The organism is Bacteroides sp. MSK.20.82, from assembly GCF_019052485.1.
In the GTDB taxonomy this organism is placed as follows: domain Bacteria; phylum Bacteroidota; class Bacteroidia; order Bacteroidales; family Bacteroidaceae; genus Bacteroides; species Bacteroides thetaiotaomicron.
The window spans coordinates 249341-263406 of record NZ_JAHQUN010000003.1; the positions used below are offsets into that span (position 1 = coordinate 249341).

Below are 14066 nucleotides of genomic sequence, written 5' to 3' on the forward strand. Positions count from 1 at the left end.
TAAATACTATAATATTATGGATAGAAGAACTTTTCTTAAATCTGCGAGTATGAAAGGTACTGCCATTGTTACAGCTTCTGCTGTGGGTACTGAAATGCTTCATGCAGCGGAGAGCATAGGGGCTTCTGATGTTGCGTCAGGAAAGCGGAATGCTCCAAAAGCGAAACGGTTACCGGAAGATTTACAAGAGCTTGTAAAAGATAGTTCTTTGTTGAGAAAACCTGATAACCTGACAGTTGCCTGCTATACTTTTCCGAATTATCATGCTTCTGCATTGCATGATAAGATTTATGGGCCGGGTTGGACGGAATATAATTTGGTGAGAAGCGCCCGTCCTTGGTTCCAGGGGCATGCTCAGCCTAGAGGTCCCTTGCTTGGGGAGATGGATGAAAGTAAGCCGGGTACTTGGGAAAAATATAATGAGCTGTGCAAGCAGAGTGGTATTGATGTGCTGATTTGGGATTGGTACTGGTATAATAATGAGCCATGTTTGCATGAAGCTCTTGAGAATGGCTTTTTGAGAGCTTCAAACCGTAATGATGTGAAGTTTGCCTGTATGTGGACCAACCACCCTTGGTATGTATTGTATCCAACTTTATTACCCAATGGATATAAAGCTTATCCTCCAAGTTTTGCACCGGCAGATGGTAGCTTGAAAGAGTGCTGGCAGAGTTTGTCCTATATCATTTCCAGATATTGTCATTTGGAAAATTATTGGAGGATTGATGACAAGCCTGTGGTATGTATTTGGGACCCTAATCGTTTGGAGAAGAATATTGGGGTTGACGGGGTTAAACAGTTGTTTGCTGAATTAACGGAATTTGCCCGTAAGTTGGGACATAAAGGGTTACATTTCCATTCTTCAGGTTTTTATTCTCCTAATTCGAAAGAGGTTGGTTATAATACTGCCGGTTCTTACAATCCGTTTACTTGGGTAGCTGATAATTACCAGCCCAAGAATATCGAACTGCCGGATTATGGAGTGGCTGCTGCTGATGTGGCTTTCAAATTATGGCCTAAACATCATGATGACTTTGCCATACCGTATCTTCCATCTCTTTCGCCAGGGTGGGACTCTACTCCCAGATATATTCCGCCGGTGAGCAGACCGGATCAACCCAATCGCGATGCATGGCCTAATTGCGTTATTTTGGATAATGAAAATCCTGCATCTTTCAAAGCACTTGTTCAGTCGGCTTTTGCGTATTTGAATAAGCATAAGGATGTTCCTCCGATCCTCACTATTGCCTGTTTTAATGAATGGACTGAAGGGCATTACTTATTGCCGGATAACCGATTTGGATATGGAATGCTTGATGCGCTTGCTGAAGCCGTGGGAAAGTCTGATAACCATCAGATACATGGATTTTTTTAATATTGAATTTGTTGAACTTTAAATAAGAAAGAAAATGAAAAACCAGTTTGTTAAATGTATTAGTCAGTTATTGTTTTTATTGTTGATAATAGGTGTATTGCCTGTTTATGCACAGAAAAAAAGTAAAGAGAAGATTTATCGTTTGCCTGATGATCTTGAAACATTGGCAGGTGATCCTGCTTTGTTAAAGAAACCGGAAGGATTAACGGTGGCTGCTTATGCTTTTCCTAATTATCATGCTTCGGCTTTGCATAATAAAATATATTCTCAGGGCTGGACTGAATATAATTTGATTCGTAGCGCTCGTCCTTGGTTTGAAGGGCATCAACAGCCACGTACGCCCTTGTTAGGGGAGCTTGATGAGAGTAAGCCTTCTACTTGGGAGACATATAACAAGCTTTGCAAACAAAGTGGCATTGATGTTTTGATTTGGGATTGGTATTGGTATGATGGTAAACCATGTCTGCATGAAGCATTGGAAAATGGTTTTCTGGAAGCTAGTAATACAAAAGACGTAAAGTTTGCTTGTATGTGGACCAATCATCCTTGGTATGTATTGTATCCAACGAAGCGTACTGATGGAAGTAATGCTTATCCTCCAAGTTTTGATGCTCCCGATTTCTCTAAAGAAGAGTGTTGGAAAAGCCTTTCTTATATGATTTCACGCTATTGCCATTTGGAGAATTATTGGAGAATTGATGATAAGCCGGTGATTTGTATTTGGGATGCACGGCGTTTGGAATCTAAATTGGGAATAGCAGGAGTGAAACAGTTATTTGCGGAGTTGACGGATTATGCAAAAAAACTGGGACATAAAGGTTTGCATTTTCATGTGACAGGTTTCAGTTGTGGAAATATGAAAGAAGAGGGATATGATACTGTAGGCTCTTATAATCCGATGGATTGGATTGCAGGTCGCTTCCAACCCAAAGAAATCGAATTGCCGGATTATGGAACAGTGGCAGCTGATGTGGCTTTTAAGTTATGGGATGAACATCATGGTCAGTTTGATATTCCTTATGTTCCGGCTGTAGCTCCGGGATGGGATTCTACTCCAAGATATATAGCTCCGGCGAATCGTCCGGCAAATAAGGGGGAAGAAACGATGCGTGTCAAAGTTTGGTCGGTCTGAAAATATCTGATTGCTTTGGTTTTCAAAGCGTTAGAACGGGGTAGGAGTGAGCTGGGTGGAAAAACGAAGCGTTTACATCGCTTTACATCGAGCTTACATTTGAACCTTGTTTGAACGCCGTTCAAATGAATCTCTTTACATTAGGAGTGGAGTAGGGGAGAATTCAGGCAGTATGGTATTATTTCACTCCGATGCTTTGCCCAGGCCATACTTCCATATACAAAGATAACCAAATGGTGTGATTTATGCAAGTGGAGTAGGGGAGCGCTTCGCTTCTCTCCTATTTTTATTTATTGAAATTATTCCATATAGCTGATATTTGGTATATTTGCAGTGAAATAAATACTATATATCATGAGTAAAGTTATCCATGTACATTTGATTTTTGAGAAAAAGAACATCTACTTTGGTAGTATATCGGCCATTTTTGAAACTCTGACGGAGAAACAGGTCGGAATCACTAAGAGTAGTCTTTTACATGCTGGACTGGTTGATGACATTGCCAAATACACGAAACGTGCAATGATTATTCAGTCTCGCTTGATAACATGTACCAGAAAGGGATAAAATGCCTTAGAACGCAATTAAAAGCCGCAAAAGCGGCTTTTTTTGCCCTTATAAGTGTCAAACTATGATGGAAGGCTGTATTTATCCGTTTGAACGCTTTGAACGTCTTAAAAAGTGGAAAGGTTATTCACTTGCTTATTCATTTGGTTATTCATTTAAGCTATTACAAAAACGAAATGTTTTGATTGCTTATTCATTTGGTTATTCATTTTTGTGCCTATTTTGTTCTAATAAAACGGGGAAATATCTTTTTTTTATTTGGTATTCATCGGTTTTTATAATATTGTAGGGGGTAAATTGTATATAGATAATATTTATTTACTCCCCTGTATTTTTATATATTCTGCTGTAAAATAGTGATTTAACTGTTTTTACCTCCCTTTCCCCATAAAACACGTTTTAGATGGCATTGGCAACCGTAGAATCGCTTGCATCCGAAACACGCCCCGACTTGTCCTGTTTAAGTTGTGTAATTGTCTGTTTGAGCATCCCTATTTCCTCTGCCATTTCTCGAATGGTGGAGTCTTTTTCCCTTAAAACATCCAGAAGCTCCCTAAAATTATTGTTAGCTGTTTCTGGAGGAGCTGTTTCCGTTACTACTGGTGTAATTTTTTCGGCTTCTATATCTTTTAAAAGAAAGTCGTCGATTGATATTCTAAAAAACTTAGATATTTCACATAACAAACTCAATTTAGGTTCTGTATTACCCAGTTCATAGTTTGACATTGTACCTTTTTTGATGCCCAGAAACTCAAATTCATCTAATTTAAGTCCCCTACTCTCCCTTAAATATCTAAGATTCTTAGAAAAAACGCTCATAAATCTAAATTATTTGGATTAATACTTTGTTGTCTAAGAAACTTAGACTATATTTGCCACGTGATTAAAGTTTAAACACGCCCCAAAGCTACAAAAAAGGCTTGAGGTAACAATGAGAATTTAAAAAGAAGCAAAATGGAAGTAAAATTTAAAAAGGGACAAAGTGTGAGAATCACCAAGAGAAATGGTGAGATCATTGATGGTATAGTTCGTGACTGGGATTATAACATTTGTACGTTCGTGCGGGAATATAATATCGATTATATGAAAAATGGTCAGGTTTGGACTGTAATATGTGTTCCGGAGGATGCGATAAAGGAGCTTTAATAATTTTCTCGGGCAGTTAGTTCAGCTGGTAGAACAAACTAAACTCCTATAGTGGAGAGGTTATGGTCCGCGGTTCGAATCCGCGACTGCCCACTACGATAATTTAAATATTAGATAGTATGAAAGAACGAATAGTTGTAGAATACGGTGAGGTGAATAAAATTGCCGAACTGATGGGCTGTACAAACGTGATGGTGAGTCATGCGCTTGCCTTCCGTAAGAACAGCAAACTGGCCCGTTCCATTCGTAAGCTCGCCATTGAGCGCGGTGGATCCAAAGTAGGTGGTAATCCTCAAAATACAAGTAGCCATGAAAAATGATTTGATGACATTGTTCAGCGACCAGCTGCACTGGTTTGCTCGTCTGAAACGAAAACAGCGCTTTTGCGTGCTTTACTTCTGTATGAGTTTCGGGATCCTGCTCTCTATTTTTTTTATTAATCCGCTGCTGGAACTTCTCGTAGTGTTGAATTTCGGGATCTCCGTGCGGCTGCTGAAGAAGCATGTCCCTTTGAATGATTTAGAGGATTGATAATCAAGCTGGGAGATGGAATACTTTGATAATATATTGTGTGTAACTTACAAAGAGTTGCTGGATATAATGCCCAAAGGCACTTTGAATAGCCAGCTGTCCCGAGAAAAACTGGATGTCGTTTCCCGTGGCGGTGGTGAAAATAATCCGGCTCTGTATGCCTATTCCTCCCTTCCCGAGAAATACAAGAAACGTTGGGTTGAGCGTCATGGCGAACCCGAGAAACAAATGAGACAGGAAATGATCCGTAACATAGTGAAGAAAGACGAGAAGGCCGAGAACTTTTTCGAGGATTACCGTTACGACAAGAACGGTGAGATGGTCGCTCTTCCCGAGGATGTGAAGAAGGAATACACCTGGAACGCTTCGGTGCTGAACGCGCTGATGGAAGAGTTCAAACGCTTGAGTTCATCCAATAACAAGCTGACTGGTTTCCGCCGTAACCTTTGGGAACTTCTGCTTGTCACGAGTGAGGAATGGCGTCCGGTGTACGGGCACAGTCTTCCGGGCAGTGTGGGGCGTTTGAAAGCCCTGATAAACAAGTTCCGTCCCGACAACTACGGTGTGCTTGTGAGCGGTAAATACGGCAACAGCAACACGCTGAAGATCGAGGAGGACGGCGGGCGTTACCTTGTTGCATTGAAACGCAGCCGCGTTCCGGTTTATACTGACATGGAGATCTTCGAGGAGTACAACCGTGTCGCTCCGGAACGTGGCTGGAAGCCCCTGAAGAGTCCCCGCAGCCTCCGCGAATGGTTCAACAGCCCGCGTGTCGAACCTCTGTGGTACGATGCCGTTTATGGGGAAATGAAGGCACACCAGCGTTATGACCGCAAGCACCGGACCATCCTTCCGGGCCGTCGTGACAGCCTCTGGTATGGCGACGGCACGAAGCTGAACCTCTACTATCGTGACGAGAACGGAAACAAGTGCACTACAAGCGTGTACGAGGTGGTGGATGCCTATAGTGAAGTCCTGCTCGGTTATTACATCAGCGACAACGAGGACTATATCGCCCAGTACCATGCTTTCCGCATGGCTATCCAGACGAGCCGGCACAAACCCTACGAGATCGTGTGCGACAACCAGGGCGGTCATAAGAAGAACGCGGCGCTGGGCCTTTTCTCGAAGATCAGCCGTATCCACCGCCCGACAGCTCCGTATAATGGCGAATCTAAGACGATTGAGAACATTTTCTACCGCTTCCAGAGCCAGGTATTGAAGAAATGTTTCGGTTTCACCGGGCAGAATATTACGGCAAAGAGAGATACAAGCCGTCCGAATTTGGAATTCATCAACGCGAACATCGACTCCCTCCCCACATTGGAGGAATTGAAGGAACAGTATGCCGCCGCCCGTGAGCAGTGGAATTCAATGAAACACCCTGCCACCGGCATCTCCCGGATTGAGATGTACAATACCAGCGTGAACGAGGCTACCGATGCGGTAAGTGTGTCGGATATGGTGGAGATGTTCTGGTACACGACCGAGAAACCGTCGCTGTTCACCGCCAACGGTATCGAGATCACGGTACAGGGAAAGAAATACCCTTACGAGGTTTTCTCCGCTCCCGGTGAGCCTGATCTGGAATGGCGCCGACGTAACACCTACAAGAAGTTCTATGTCCAGTACGATCCTTATGACATGAGCAGCGTACGTCTGCTGTACAAGGATAAGGGCGGAGCGATGCGCTTTGAGTGTGTGGCTTCGTTCCCGCTGATGATCCACCGTGCCCAGCAGGAGCAGACGGAAGCCGAGAAACGTTTCATCCGCGCCCAGCAGGAGGCCGTCATCAACGAGCGTATAAACCGCCAGGTCGTTGCCAAGGACATCGAGTACGAACATGGTGTCGCACCGGAACAGAACGGTCTGCGTACCCCTGACCTGAAAGGTCTCGGAAAGGAGGCGCAACGCCAGATTGACCGTCGCACAAGAAAATACAGCCAGCCGGCCCGTCCTTCCATCGGCCGAGACATGAAAGTCATCAGCAACGTGACATGGGACAGCTTTGAGAAGAAGGAAGTGAGCATCCGCAAGGTGGTCGGGAAATTATAAGGAACAGATTTATAACAAGATAAAAAATATTGATTATGGAAATTACAATGAAAGAAAAGGACGCCATCAGTGAAAGCCTCCGGGCTTACGTGGCGAAATACCCGAGCCAGACGAAGGCTGCTGGCAGCCTGAAGGGGGTTAGTGTAGGTACTGTTAGCAATATCCTGAATGGCCGTTATGAGAATATCAGCGACGAGATGTTCCGTAATGTCGCCTCGCAGGTCGGTGGTGTAAGCGCTACCGGCTGGCAGATCGTGGAGACCGGTGCTTACCAGGAGATCACGGCTGTACTCTCCGACGCGCAGCGCTGGCGTAACGTCACCTGGGTGACCGGCGAGGCCGGCTGCGGCAAGAGCACCACCGCCCGTGTTTACCTTCAGGAGCACAGGGAGGTTTTCTATATCCTCTGCTCGGAGGACATGAAGAAGGGCGACTTTGTCCGCGAGATCGCCCGTACGGTCGGAATCCGGACCGAAGGGTATAATATCCGTGAGGTGTGGGGACTTATTTTGGATGACATCATCCAGATGGACGCGCCCCTGCTGGTGTTCGACGAGGCGGACAAGCTGACCGAACCGGTGTTCCACTACTTCATCAGCCTGTACAACAAACTGGAGGAGAAATGCGGCGTCGTGTTTTTGAGTACCGATTATATTGCCAAACGCATCAGCAATGGTCTGCGATACCAGAAGCCCGGCTACAAGGAGTTCTACAGCCGTATCGGACGGAAATTTTATGAGCTGGAGCCTACAGACGTGAACGACGTGTTCGCGATCTGTTCCGCCAACGGTGTGACTGACAAGAAAGACATCGATAAGGTGATAAAGGAGGCTTCGACATGTGACTTTGATTTGCGGCGTGTGAGGAAGTCCATTCACAAGGTGAAACGCATGGTGGGGGAATGACTCCCGTTCAAATACCGTTCAAACGTAATTTTAAGGATATGGAAAACAAATTTGAATACTTAAAGATCGACGGTCGCGAGCAGCTTCCTGCTCCCTGGAGCGATTACCCAGTCTTGAGGGAATACGAGACGGTGACCGTTTACCGGAATGGTCGCGACTACCTGGACGCCCTTGTGGGACAGCAGGACGGCTGGTGGGTTGCCGGCGTTCACATGGAGGTGGGCGGTTCCGGTGGCGGTTTCAACCCGGGACGTAAATGGGGACAGTTCTCCACCCGTGAGAATGCCCTTCTGTGGGCGCTCGGCAGGATGCTCTGCCACGAGAAACTGCGGGGTGCCGCACGGCAGGCCGTGCTTGATCAAATAGACAATATCCGACAACTAAAACTGTTCTGACCATGGAAGAAGAGAAAAAGGATAATAAAAAAGCGGGCATGAGACGTGCCTTGAATGTCAGGGACATTCTGAACAAGAAGTATGACGTATTCCCTTTTGAGGGGAAATGGAAGGATGCCTTCGACACTCCGGAAGTCCGGGGCTGCTGGTTCGTGTGGGGCAACAGTGGTAACGGCAAGACCTCTTTCGTGATGCAGCTCTGCAAGGAACTTTGCAAGTATGACCGTGTGGCGTTCAACTCCCTGGAGGAAGGAACTTCTCTGACAGTCCAAAATAACCTGCGGCGCTTTGGTATGGCCGAGGTAAGCCGCCATTTGGCGTTCATCAAGGAGGACATCCCCACCTTGAAGATCAGGCTCCGGCGTCATAAGAGTTTCAACATCGTGATCATTGACAGCTTCCAATACACACAGATGACGTATCGTGACTATATCCAGCTGAAGGAGGAGTTTCCGGACAAGCTGTTTGTTTTCATCAGCCATGCCCGCGGCAAGAATCCTAAAGGTGATGCGGCCACGAGCGTGATGTATGATGCCGACCTGAAGATATGGGTAGAGGGCTACGTCGCCTTCAGTAAGGGACGTTATCAGGGGGCCACTGGTGAATACACAATCTGGGAGAAGGGCGCCTATGACTATTGGAATGTGGCGGGACCGAAACAGAAAGGAGGCCAGGCATGAGCAGGATAAAGAAACAGCTGGAGATTTGTCCTCCCGCCTATATGTGTAAGGGGCCTAACCGTGAGAACTTCGTCAGTACCGGCCACAAGTGTGGTTACTGCAAGGGCAACGGCTGGTTCTGGGGAACGGAAGAGGGCAGCCGCGAGGACGTGCATGTGTCCTGCCCGGTGTGTGGCGGCAGCGGTGAGCTGGATGCGATTATAACAGTGGACTGGAAACCTTCAAGCAAGTGAGCCATGAGAAAGGAGTATTACAACTACGTTGTGAAGCTGCCCGTTCTGCTTCATGAACTGTTCCGCGGGAAGGTTGCCGACTATCATTTTTCCGACATGACGGTAGTGATGAACCACCTGGTGAAGTCCTACATCCGCATGACGGATGGTGGCAGGGTCTCCACGGCCACCCGGCGCATCCTCCTCTGCATGGACCGTATTCCGGACATGTCGTTCTTCTTCCGCCGTCAGGAGAAGTCGGTGCTGTTCTTCGAGATGGATCCGGCCGTTGCCGGCAGCCTGCAGCGTGCCATCATCGCCGGCGGTTGGGGCAACCGCCAGCGTCTTGCCGTCCGCCTGGTGTGCGCCTTCTGTTGCGGTGCCGGTGTGACGTTGAACAACCTTTCGATGGAGCTTGCCTCCGAAGAGGTGTTCCGCCGCCCGGAAGGCTACCTCATACATACCTACGTGAGCAACTACCAGTACGTGTTCCTGAAGGAGACGGCCGCCGCCCAGCGCATGAGCGTGGAGGGTATGCTGACGGCCGCCGCCGAACTGCTGGTGGGGACGGATGATGACGGTTCCGGTTACCATATCCCGGAGAACCTCGGTCGTATCGCTGACAGCGTGCTCGGAATAAAGGGCAGCACGCTGAAGGACTTCCGCCGGCAGCGTCTGGTGAACATCCGCACGAACACCATCGGCCCGGAGCGTATCGCCGTCTTCATGGAAAGGCACGGCATCGCCTCGGCCCGTGAGTTCCTGCGCCGCGTGGTCCTCTTCTTCCTGGAGGCGCGGTACCTGATTTACCGGGGGGAGGTGGAACTTGATGAGGACGATCTTCCCCAGGATGATGAGCCGGACTGGGAGGAGACGATGTTCGAGCAGTGCTCAAAAAGAGATTTCGCTATTTCAACATATAATTATTAACGTTTAAAATTTTACTGAAATGATTACAGAAAAACAGAAAGAGGCAGTACAGGAACTTTGCCGGTATGTGGAGAACTTTTGTAAGGAGAACGACCTTAGCGCCTTTATGAGCGTTACGGCCAGTGAGGACCATCCGGATGGTCTTGAACAGATGACCGGCTCGATCATCACCGGCAAGGGTGAGTATGTTGTCGGCGCCATTTCGGGGACTGTCAAGGCCGACAGCCGTGTTTATATGCTACTTTCCATGGCACTCATGCAGGCCTACACGAGAAAGACTGACATTAATACTATTCCGTTCGGTGAAAATTTGAATATGAACTGATGAATGTAGCATAAACAGCTATGAGTGAAAATAACAACAAGCAGAAACGTAAACGTGTCTGTCCGCATTGCGGCCGAAAGTTGTGGATGCGTGAGTTCTATCCGTTGAAGAATGGGGGACGGAGTTCCTGGTGTCATGAATGTGTGCTGGCGTACAAGCGTGAACAGTACCGCAAGCACCGGAAGGTTGCTGACGGTACTTTCATGCACCGGACACTGGGACGGCTCGTCGAGCATAAGGGATATTCCACCCGTATCTTTTGGAACGGTAATATGCTTTCCATCATGCGGCGCCACTATCACAATACCCTCAACCGGGAGCTGGCTGAAATGCTCGGTGTTTCCGAACGCAGCGTCACCCGGAAGGCCCGAGAGATGGGACTGGAAAAGGACAAAAGTTTTGTAGCCTCCCTTAGCCGGGAACATTTGTTGCTGGCAAACGCGAGAAGCAAGGAACTGGGATATCCGGGCGGCTTCACCAAGGGGATGAAGTTTCGGGGAAACCAGTACACCGGGAGGATAAGAGTTGAATAACATACAGCACGGTCAATATTATGAGTAAAAAAATGGTAATTGTGGTCACCGCCGTTGGTGTCCGTAAAGTAGTGGAAAAATGGCTCTGTGAGAATATGACTTGCGAGCTGGTTGTGTCACGTAACGCACGCCATGAGTGTTGTGTGGAAGTCATCTATGATAGCGGAAACCCTTCGGTCTTGCGTACCCTTTTGCAGGCTGCCGTGGGTGAAATAATAGAGTTGTGCTGATGTGGTATGAATAGTTTGAGTTAATGAAAATCTGAATAGAATGGGCATACTTGAATTTTTCGACCAGTATAAGTGTACAAAAAATGAAAAAGAGCATCTTCTTGATTATTTGTGTACTATCAGAGTAAAGAGAGTGATTAAGGAAATTAATGACCTTAAAATAAACAAAAAAAAACAGCATAGCCATGCAGATAGACATCAACAGCCGCAAGCAGTTAAATAAACCCGAGAATTATGCGGTGTTTTATAGTCTTTTGAACCGCCTTCCGACATCTGACCGCGATGCTTTGAAGGAAAGCGTAGTTTCCCAGTACACGGACGGACGTACCACGAGTCTGCGCGACATGACACTGAAGGAATACAGTGCGGCCATAGCCGGGATGCGTAAGCTGGTGCCGCCCACTCACCAGGAAGAACTCCGGAAGATTCTCCGTCAGAAGCGTTCCGCGGTACTGCACCAGATGCAGCTGCTGGGCATCAATACGGCCGACTGGGACAAGGTGAACGCTTTCTGCCTGGACAGCCGTATCGCTGGTATGGAGTTCCGTGAACTTGACTGTGAGGCGTTGGACACGTTGCAGGTGAAGCTGCGCGCCATCCGCCGCAAACGTGAGAATAAACAACAGTAATAACCATTTAATTTTTTAGTTATGGACTTGAAAGAACAATTAAAAAGCCTGTCCGTCCAGGACAGAAAGGAGCTTTTGAAACAGCTCCAGCAGGAAGAGAAGGAAAACAAGCGCAATCGTCGCGATGCCTACGAAGGGCTTCGTGCGCAGTTCATGCTTGAAGTGAAGAACAGGCTGTTTCCAGTTGTGGATGACGTGAAGGCCTTCCGTGACTGGGTAGAGAAGGAAGCCGCCTCTTTCCGTGACCTGATGCGTGACTATGGGCAACTTCGCAAGGATGACCAGGCGAGTTTCACCATCGTGGACGGTGACATGAAGCTGGAAGTGAGGAGTAACAAGGTGAAGAGCTTCGACGAGCGTGCCAACCTCGCCGCCGAGCGTCTGGTGGATTACCTGAAGCGTTACGCCATGAGCCGGGAACTCGGTACCGATGATCCGATGTACCAGCTCGGTATGACCATGATCGAGCGTAACCGCCAGGGTGATCTGGACTACAAGTCGGTGAGCAAGCTGTATGAGCTGGAGGACCGTTTCGACAGCGAATACACGGAGATCATGGACCTCTTCCGTGAGAGCAATGTGGTGTACAAGACCGCGGTGAACTACTATTTTCATAAACGTGACGAGAACGGTGTCTGGCGCCGTATCGAGCCTTCATTCTGCCGGTTGTAGTTATGGAAAAGACGAAGAACATCGCGCCGCACGTCATGGCCTGCAAGCGTTGTGAAGGCAAGGGACGTATCTTTTACCTGGACCAGGGAGGAGCTCCTTTATCCGCAAAATGTCCGGTCTGTAATGGCAGCGGACGGGTGAAGGTACAGAGCAAGGTGATCACCCGCATCGAGCCGTTTGTCCCGGGTGAGGATGACACCGAACTGATGACCATGTGATTTTGTTCACACTCTAAACAGAAAAACGCCGCATTCATACACGATGCGGCGTTTTTTTATTAACATCCCCGGTTAAATGCCTAATTTTGCAGCATATACCTGAACTTATGGCCAAAGGACGAGACAAGAACCTGATAGAACTCCGTGATGAAGCCTTGTGCCGCCGTTACTATTACTGGACGGAGGTGCAGCGCCTGCGTTTTGATGATGCCCTGAAAGTGTTGTCCCGGCAGGAGTTTTTCATTTCCGAGGAGCGGATCATGTCCATTATCCGGCGCAAGTGTCGGGAACTGAAGGACTTGGAGGTGAAGCCCGTCCCGAAGGTTAAGAAACCCCGCCTGACAGCCGTCCAGCTTTCCCTGTTCACGGGGGAATGAACCTTCCCCTTACTGCATGGCCGACTCGTCATGCAGCGTGAAGGAATAAACCGTCTCGTACACCTTGATGTTTCCCGGCAGCGAATAGTCCCGGCTCTTTACCCTGACCAGCGGGCTGGTCTCTTCCGTGCACTGGAACTCCTGTAAGGCCTTGTACAGCTCTTTAGCCTTGAGCTGGCGTTCCCTTACCTTGTCATAGGTTCCGGAGGTGTAGTGGGTGTCATCGTAGCAGTCAATGGCCAGTCGTATGGTGATGAGTGACTCGCTTTTCTGTACCCCGTAACCGAGGTCATTCCAGTCCGATTCGGCGTTCCCGATGAGCACGCAGGGGAAGGTTACCGGGTAGTGGTCCTCCTCCGCCCCGGCTTCAAGCTGTCCGTAGTCCTCGTCAATGTATGACAGTTCAGGTATCTTTTCGGCGATGCGTTCCATGATTGCGATAAAAATTTCTTCCATGTTGTTATAAGTTTAAAATATTTCTGATTTCATTCTCCATTTTCCGGTCTATCTTTTCGGACAGTTCCCGGCTTTCCCCGATAAACTGGCGTTGCGGTATTTTTATCCGGAGCTTTTTCTTTTTGGTCAGCGCCAGCCTTTTCCATTTCAGCGCTTCCTGATTTTCCTGCGGTTCATTGTTTGCGGCAGAACCCTTCTTTTTGCCTTTTCTTTTGCCCGTGGCGGCTTTTTTAGCCTTGCCTGAAGCCTGGTAATACTTCGCCCATGCAAAACGCCGCATTTGGGGCGTAACGGTCGGATGCACTTCTCCTCCCCAGTTATTGACCGGCGCATAGACGAGTTCGTTTGCCACCCTCACCCGGTATTCTCCCGGCATGTATTTGACGGAGCTGAAGAGATGGTTCCTTCCGGAGAGCAGCGTCCCGTAGTTCCCTGCCGCATCGGTCCGTCCCGAGGACAGCCTTTTCGCTTTCGGCCACGGGTGTAATCCCCCGTTTACGAATCCTCCCTGCCGGAAATTGTCCTGGAAATGGTCTTTTGCCATTCGTCCGGCGATAACCGGCATCTTCCGTTTCATTAGTCCATCCAGTTCTTTCCGTTTGGCTTTTAGCAGCTTTGAATATTCTTTTATGTCCATGAATGACTGAATTAAAAAATAATTTTATACTTTTGCAGCAAGGCGTTTTTTATGTGCCTTT

Annotated in this window: 23 protein-coding genes and 1 tRNA gene; 21 read left to right on the forward strand and 3 right to left on the reverse strand. The window is 47.8% G+C overall.

Going from position 1 to position 14066, the window contains the following annotated elements; all coding sequences use genetic code 11:
- Nucleotides 1-16: 16 nt before the first annotated feature.
- The 3 genes from KTR07_RS05045 (at nt 17) to KTR07_RS05055 (ending at nt 3074) form a co-directional block, all read left to right on the forward strand.
- Nucleotides 17-1375, forward strand: a complete 1359-nt coding sequence (locus KTR07_RS05045) for a glycoside hydrolase family 99-like domain-containing protein (RefSeq protein WP_008767192.1) — start codon at nt 17-19, stop codon at nt 1373-1375.
- A gap of 34 nt (nt 1376-1409) precedes the next feature.
- Nucleotides 1410-2507: a glycoside hydrolase family 99-like domain-containing protein gene (locus tag KTR07_RS05050; protein ID WP_254306543.1), complete on the forward strand. Its 1098-nt coding sequence runs from the start codon at nt 1410-1412 to the stop codon at nt 2505-2507.
- 354 nt (nt 2508-2861) lie between these two features.
- Entirely contained in the window at nt 2862-3074 is a 213-nt protein-coding gene (locus KTR07_RS05055) for a hypothetical protein (protein WP_004327294.1), read from the forward strand.
- A 399-nt stretch (nt 3075-3473) separates the two neighbouring features.
- Here KTR07_RS05055 and KTR07_RS05060 read toward each other — a convergent pair whose 3' ends face one another.
- On the reverse strand, nt 3474-3893 hold the full coding sequence (locus KTR07_RS05060; protein WP_004327295.1) for a helix-turn-helix domain-containing protein: 420 nt from the start codon (nt 3891-3893) through the stop codon (nt 3474-3476).
- Nucleotides 3894-4028: 135 nt separating this feature from the next.
- On the opposite strand from KTR07_RS05060, the gene KTR07_RS05065 reads away from it, so the two are divergent.
- From KTR07_RS05065 to KTR07_RS05145, 18 genes are all read left to right on the forward strand, one after another.
- Nucleotides 4029-4220 carry a hypothetical protein gene (locus KTR07_RS05065; protein ID WP_004327296.1) on the forward strand — a complete coding sequence of 64 codons (192 nt, stop codon included), beginning with the start codon at nt 4029-4031 and terminating at the stop codon, nt 4218-4220.
- A gap of 10 nt (nt 4221-4230) precedes the next feature.
- Nucleotides 4231-4313 (forward strand) — tRNA-OTHER (locus KTR07_RS05070).
- A 26-nt stretch (nt 4314-4339) separates the two neighbouring features.
- Nucleotides 4340-4540 (forward strand): hypothetical protein, encoded by a 201-nt coding sequence (locus tag KTR07_RS05075; protein WP_004327297.1) that lies wholly within the window; start codon nt 4340-4342, stop codon nt 4538-4540.
- Nucleotides 4530-4751, forward strand: a complete 222-nt coding sequence (locus KTR07_RS05080) for a hypothetical protein (protein ID WP_005932418.1) — start codon at nt 4530-4532, stop codon at nt 4749-4751. The genes KTR07_RS05075 and KTR07_RS05080 overlap by 11 nt, the downstream gene beginning before the upstream one ends.
- Nucleotides 4752-4766: 15 nt before the next feature.
- The gene (locus KTR07_RS05085) at nt 4767-6806 is read left to right on the forward strand and encodes a kinase (protein WP_196015747.1); all 2040 of its coding nucleotides are present in this window, start codon (nt 4767-4769) and stop codon (nt 6804-6806) included.
- 35 nt (nt 6807-6841) lie between these two features.
- Nucleotides 6842-7711, forward strand: a complete 870-nt coding sequence (locus KTR07_RS05090) for an AAA family ATPase (protein WP_149935296.1) — start codon at nt 6842-6844, stop codon at nt 7709-7711.
- The gene (locus KTR07_RS05095; protein ID WP_005846315.1) at nt 7708-8106 is read left to right on the forward strand and encodes a hypothetical protein; all 399 of its coding nucleotides are present in this window, start codon (nt 7708-7710) and stop codon (nt 8104-8106) included. The genes KTR07_RS05090 and KTR07_RS05095 overlap by 4 nt, the downstream gene beginning before the upstream one ends.
- 2 nt (nt 8107-8108) lie before the next feature.
- The gene (locus KTR07_RS05100) at nt 8109-8786 is read left to right on the forward strand and encodes a hypothetical protein (protein ID WP_004325648.1); all 678 of its coding nucleotides are present in this window, start codon (nt 8109-8111) and stop codon (nt 8784-8786) included.
- Entirely contained in the window at nt 8783-9019 is a 237-nt protein-coding gene (locus KTR07_RS28710; protein ID WP_004326987.1) for a hypothetical protein, read from the forward strand. Before KTR07_RS05100 ends, KTR07_RS28710 begins: the two co-directional genes overlap by 4 nt.
- 3 nt (nt 9020-9022) lie before the next feature.
- Nucleotides 9023-9928 (forward strand): hypothetical protein, encoded by a 906-nt coding sequence (locus KTR07_RS05105; protein ID WP_217290777.1) that lies wholly within the window; start codon nt 9023-9025, stop codon nt 9926-9928.
- A 19-nt stretch (nt 9929-9947) separates the two neighbouring features.
- Nucleotides 9948-10253, forward strand: a complete 306-nt coding sequence (locus tag KTR07_RS05110) for a hypothetical protein (RefSeq protein WP_196015749.1) — start codon at nt 9948-9950, stop codon at nt 10251-10253.
- A 20-nt stretch (nt 10254-10273) separates the two neighbouring features.
- Entirely contained in the window at nt 10274-10786 is a 513-nt protein-coding gene (locus KTR07_RS05115; RefSeq protein ID WP_008025221.1) for a hypothetical protein, read from the forward strand.
- Between the two features lie 20 nt (nt 10787-10806).
- Nucleotides 10807-11016: a hypothetical protein gene (locus KTR07_RS05120; protein ID WP_227238811.1), complete on the forward strand. Its 210-nt coding sequence runs from the start codon at nt 10807-10809 to the stop codon at nt 11014-11016.
- A 40-nt stretch (nt 11017-11056) separates the two neighbouring features.
- Nucleotides 11057-11239, forward strand: coding sequence for a hypothetical protein (locus KTR07_RS05125; protein WP_081449074.1), 183 nt, complete (start codon nt 11057-11059; stop codon nt 11237-11239).
- A complete protein-coding gene (locus KTR07_RS05130; protein WP_007750725.1) occupies nt 11202-11645 on the forward strand; it encodes a hypothetical protein in 444 nt (147 codons plus the stop codon). The genes KTR07_RS05125 and KTR07_RS05130 overlap by 38 nt, the downstream gene beginning before the upstream one ends.
- Before the next feature lie 21 nt (nt 11646-11666).
- Nucleotides 11667-12317, forward strand: coding sequence for a DUF3164 family protein (locus tag KTR07_RS05135; protein ID WP_042971666.1), 651 nt, complete (start codon nt 11667-11669; stop codon nt 12315-12317).
- Between the two features lie 35 nt (nt 12318-12352).
- Nucleotides 12353-12535, forward strand: a complete 183-nt coding sequence (locus KTR07_RS05140) for a hypothetical protein (RefSeq protein WP_005846328.1) — start codon at nt 12353-12355, stop codon at nt 12533-12535.
- Nucleotides 12536-12642: 107 nt separating this feature from the next.
- Nucleotides 12643-12912 carry a hypothetical protein gene (locus tag KTR07_RS05145; RefSeq protein WP_007750722.1) on the forward strand — a complete coding sequence of 90 codons (270 nt, stop codon included), beginning with the start codon at nt 12643-12645 and terminating at the stop codon, nt 12910-12912.
- 9 nt (nt 12913-12921) lie between these two features.
- On the opposite strand, the gene KTR07_RS05150 is transcribed toward KTR07_RS05145, so the two are convergent.
- Entirely contained in the window at nt 12922-13368 is a 447-nt protein-coding gene (locus tag KTR07_RS05150) for a hypothetical protein (protein ID WP_005846330.1), read from the reverse strand.
- Nucleotides 13369-13372: 4 nt separating this feature from the next.
- Entirely contained in the window at nt 13373-14005 is a 633-nt protein-coding gene (locus KTR07_RS05155) for a hypothetical protein (RefSeq protein WP_042971665.1), read from the reverse strand.
- Nucleotides 14006-14066: the final 61 nt, after the last annotated feature.

Coding starts and splice junctions, on each gene's coding strand:
- KTR07_RS05045 (WP_008767192.1), top strand. CDS start 17: ATGGATAGAAGAACTTTTCTTAAATCTGCGAGTATGAAAGGTACTGCC.
- KTR07_RS05050 (WP_254306543.1), top strand. CDS start 1,410: ATGAAAAACCAGTTTGTTAAATGTATTAGTCAGTTATTGTTTTTATTG.
- KTR07_RS05055 (WP_004327294.1), top strand. CDS start 2,862: ATGAGTAAAGTTATCCATGTACATTTGATTTTTGAGAAAAAGAACATC.
- KTR07_RS05060 (WP_004327295.1), bottom strand. CDS start 3,893: ATGAGCGTTTTTTCTAAGAATCTTAGATATTTAAGGGAGAGTAGGGGA.
- KTR07_RS05065 (WP_004327296.1), top strand. CDS start 4,029: ATGGAAGTAAAATTTAAAAAGGGACAAAGTGTGAGAATCACCAAGAGA.
- KTR07_RS05075 (WP_004327297.1), top strand. CDS start 4,340: ATGAAAGAACGAATAGTTGTAGAATACGGTGAGGTGAATAAAATTGCC.
- KTR07_RS05080 (WP_005932418.1), top strand. CDS start 4,530: ATGAAAAATGATTTGATGACATTGTTCAGCGACCAGCTGCACTGGTTT.
- KTR07_RS05085 (WP_196015747.1), top strand. CDS start 4,767: ATGGAATACTTTGATAATATATTGTGTGTAACTTACAAAGAGTTGCTG.
- KTR07_RS05090 (WP_149935296.1), top strand. CDS start 6,842: ATGGAAATTACAATGAAAGAAAAGGACGCCATCAGTGAAAGCCTCCGG.
- KTR07_RS05095 (WP_005846315.1), top strand. CDS start 7,708: ATGACTCCCGTTCAAATACCGTTCAAACGTAATTTTAAGGATATGGAA.
- KTR07_RS05100 (WP_004325648.1), top strand. CDS start 8,109: ATGGAAGAAGAGAAAAAGGATAATAAAAAAGCGGGCATGAGACGTGCC.
- KTR07_RS28710 (WP_004326987.1), top strand. CDS start 8,783: ATGAGCAGGATAAAGAAACAGCTGGAGATTTGTCCTCCCGCCTATATG.
- KTR07_RS05105 (WP_217290777.1), top strand. CDS start 9,023: ATGAGAAAGGAGTATTACAACTACGTTGTGAAGCTGCCCGTTCTGCTT.
- KTR07_RS05110 (WP_196015749.1), top strand. CDS start 9,948: ATGATTACAGAAAAACAGAAAGAGGCAGTACAGGAACTTTGCCGGTAT.
- KTR07_RS05115 (WP_008025221.1), top strand. CDS start 10,274: ATGAGTGAAAATAACAACAAGCAGAAACGTAAACGTGTCTGTCCGCAT.
- KTR07_RS05120 (WP_227238811.1), top strand. CDS start 10,807: ATGAGTAAAAAAATGGTAATTGTGGTCACCGCCGTTGGTGTCCGTAAA.
- KTR07_RS05125 (WP_081449074.1), top strand. CDS start 11,057: ATGGGCATACTTGAATTTTTCGACCAGTATAAGTGTACAAAAAATGAA.
- KTR07_RS05130 (WP_007750725.1), top strand. CDS start 11,202: ATGCAGATAGACATCAACAGCCGCAAGCAGTTAAATAAACCCGAGAAT.
- KTR07_RS05135 (WP_042971666.1), top strand. CDS start 11,667: ATGGACTTGAAAGAACAATTAAAAAGCCTGTCCGTCCAGGACAGAAAG.
- KTR07_RS05140 (WP_005846328.1), top strand. CDS start 12,353: ATGGCCTGCAAGCGTTGTGAAGGCAAGGGACGTATCTTTTACCTGGAC.
- KTR07_RS05145 (WP_007750722.1), top strand. CDS start 12,643: ATGGCCAAAGGACGAGACAAGAACCTGATAGAACTCCGTGATGAAGCC.
- KTR07_RS05150 (WP_005846330.1), bottom strand. CDS start 13,368: ATGGAAGAAATTTTTATCGCAATCATGGAACGCATCGCCGAAAAGATA.
- KTR07_RS05155 (WP_042971665.1), bottom strand. CDS start 14,005: ATGGACATAAAAGAATATTCAAAGCTGCTAAAAGCCAAACGGAAAGAA.